The following is a 2,895-nucleotide window of genomic DNA, read 5'->3' on the forward strand; positions in this document are numbered from 1 at the left end:
CCCCGACCCTGTCGGGTGGCGAGTTGCAACGAATCAGGCTCGCCACACAGCTCAGCTCCGACCTGTTCGGCGTCGTCTATGTCCTCGATGAACCATCCGCAGGCCTTCACCCACAAGACGTGACAGCGCTCTTGAAGATCCTCGACGGGCTCAAGAGAAGCGGAAACAGCCTGTTCGTCGTCGAACACTCCGTCGATGTCATGCGGCACGCGGACTGGCTCGTGGACATCGGCCCCGGCGCGGGCGAGCATGGCGGCCGCGTTCTCTACAGCGGTCCTACCGATGGGCTTGCCGACGTCAAGGACTCAGTGACACGCGGCTACCTATTCGGTGGCAGTGGACTGCCCCCGCACACCCCTCGCGACCCGCGCGGGTGGCTCCACTTGAAAGACGTGACTCGTAACAACCTGCACGGCGTCTCCATCGACATTCCCATGGGTGTTTTCACCGCGGTTACCGGAGTCTCGGGTTCCGGCAAGTCGAGCTTGGTTAGCCAGGCCCTCCCGGCTCTCGTCGGTGATCGCCTCGGTCAGAGCATTCCGGTGGAGGACGAACCGACCGGCGACGAGCTGCTCCTTGCCGATACCCCAGAGCGGCTCGACGGTGTCCTCGACGGCTCTCTCGAGGGGGTCCGGCGGGTTGTCAACATCGATCAACGACCCATCGGCCGAACCCCCCGATCGAACGTTGCAACATATACGGGCTTGTTCGACCACGTCCGTAGACGCTTCGCTGAGACGCCCGAGGCTCGCTCGCGTGGGTACAAGCCCGGCCGTTTCTCCTTCAATGTCTCCGGCGGCCGCTGCCCCACCTGTGAGGGCGAAGGGTCCGTGATGGTCGAGCTACTCTTCCTCCCATCCGTGTACACCGAATGCCCCGATTGTCACGGGACCCGGTACAAAGCCTCGACCCTTGAGATCACTTGGCGGGAGCGCACCATCGCTGACGTGCTTGCGATGAGCGTTGAGGAAGCCCACCCGTTCTTTGACGGGGAAGACGACCTCACCCGCTCACTAGCTGCACTGTCAGACGTGGGTCTCGGATACTTGCGACTCGGACAACCGGCAACCGAGCTCTCTGGAGGTGAGGCACAACGCGTGAAGCTCGCAAGCGAGCTACAGCGCGCACAACGAGGGGACACCTTGTATGTTCTCGACGAACCAACTTCGGGCCTGCACTGCGCTGACGCTGACCGGCTCGTGACGCATCTGCAAACTCTCGTCGACGCAGGAAACACCGTCGTCGCGGTGGAACTCGACATGCGGGTGGTGGCAGCAGCCGACTACGTCATCGACCTCGGACCCGGCGCCGGCGATGATGGCGGCGCAGTCGTCGCCGCTGGAACTCCTGCACAAGTTGCCGAGAACGGCGTCGGCGCGTCCGCGGAATACCTTGCTGCGGCGATCAAACTGGTCGTTGCGGCTACCTGAGCAGAAGAGCCGACGCTTGACAACCGCACCGCGCCCACCCCGCGGAGGAAAGCTTCAGCCGCTCCGCGGGGTTAGCTGCGCCGGAGGTGCCGCCGTTTAGGCCGACCGCTCCCATGAGTGTTCCTCCAAGCCACGCGGCGAGTCCCAGGTCGTGGATGCTTCGGCCGAGGTGTTGCGAGTCGACATGTCAGCGCCTTCCGGTTAGGAGTTCTGACCACACACCTATTCGTTGGATGGGCACACGAATTGCCAAGCACCCGAATCGGTGCTCGCCCCACCCCCATGTGCTGGATGCCCTCCTCTGGCCATTTACCACAACGGCGTGCGATGCGCATCCGTTCGGGAGACCCTCAACCTCACTGCCAGTCTTACGTCGTAAGCGCCCTATGAGGGCGATACTCATCCCCCTGGGCGTCTTCGCCTCTTCACGAAAGGGTTCTCTCATGGATTTCCCCGCTGTTCTGCAGAACGGATTGGCCGCGGTCATCTCGTTCGTGCCCCTGGCCTTGCTGTTCCTCGTCATCCTCATCGTGGGGCTCATCGTCGCCAAACTCATCTCCAAGGCTCTGGAGAAGCTGCTCGAGAAGGTCGGCTTCGATCGTCTCGTCGAGCGTGGTGGCGTGAAGAAGGCCCTCGCAAAGTCGAAACTCGACGCATCCGACATCGTCGCCAAGATCGTCTACTACGCGCTGGTGCTGTTCGTTTTGCAGTTCGCCTTCGGTGTGTTCGGACCGAACCCCGTCAGTGACCTGCTCGCCGGAATTATCTCGTTCCTGCCGAAGATCATCGTCGCCATCATCATCGTCGTCATCGCCTCGGCGATCGCCGCCGGCGCCAAGGGCCTCATCCAGAACACCCTGAGCGGACTGTCCTACGGCAAAATCCTCGGCAACATCGTCGCCGTGTTCATCCTGTTCCTGGGTGTGACGGCGGCGCTGAACCAGATTGAGGTAGCAACGACCGTCACCACGCCCATCCTCGTCACTGTTCTCGCGATCATCGCCGGTGTCATCATCGTCGGCGCCGGCGGTGGCCTCATCAGGCCGATGCAGCAGCGCTGGGAGGCCCTGCTGACCAAGGCGGAGGAGGAAGCCCCGAAGATTCAGCAGGAGGCTCGCAACGCCCCCTCCGTCGCGGACCAGGCCAAGCAGGCCGGGCAGCAGGTACAAGATGCCGTTAGCTCGCAGCGGCGTTCCGCCCAGCCGCCGCAGCGCCCCGCGCAGCCGCCGCAGATCTGACATTTCCCTCCTGCTGGGCGGGTCGGTCCGGCGTGCCGGGCTGGCCCGCTCAGCATTTTGCGCCTCGGTAACGCGCCCCAATGGACGCTCCACGCGGGGCCGGTCACTGGGAGTAAGCGCGATCCAGGCGCTCCAAAAGCGACTCGAGCGAAACTTCGAATTCTTTGTCTACGCGATCCTCGCTGAGGAGTCCGCACAGTCGGGCCACCTCGGGCGCGTGCTCGAGG

1 protein-coding gene and 1 pseudogene are annotated in these 2,895 nt (G+C 63.5%); both read left to right on the forward strand.

Features of this window, described 5'->3' with window-relative positions; all coding sequences use genetic code 11:
• Window positions 1-1,430 (forward strand): annotated as a pseudogene (locus D8Y23_RS16345) (excinuclease ABC subunit A); the annotation flags it as partial.
• Between the two features lie 443 nt (window positions 1,431-1,873).
• Entirely contained in the window at window positions 1,874-2,668 is a 795-nt protein-coding gene (locus tag D8Y23_RS16350; RefSeq protein ID WP_108320570.1) for a mechanosensitive ion channel family protein, read from the forward strand.
• The last annotated feature ends 227 nt before the right edge of the window (window positions 2,669-2,895 follow it).

It is taken from the genome of Microbacterium enclense, assembly GCF_004022425.1.
In the GTDB taxonomy this organism is placed as follows: Bacteria; Actinomycetota; Actinomycetes; order Actinomycetales; family Microbacteriaceae; genus Microbacterium; species Microbacterium enclense_A.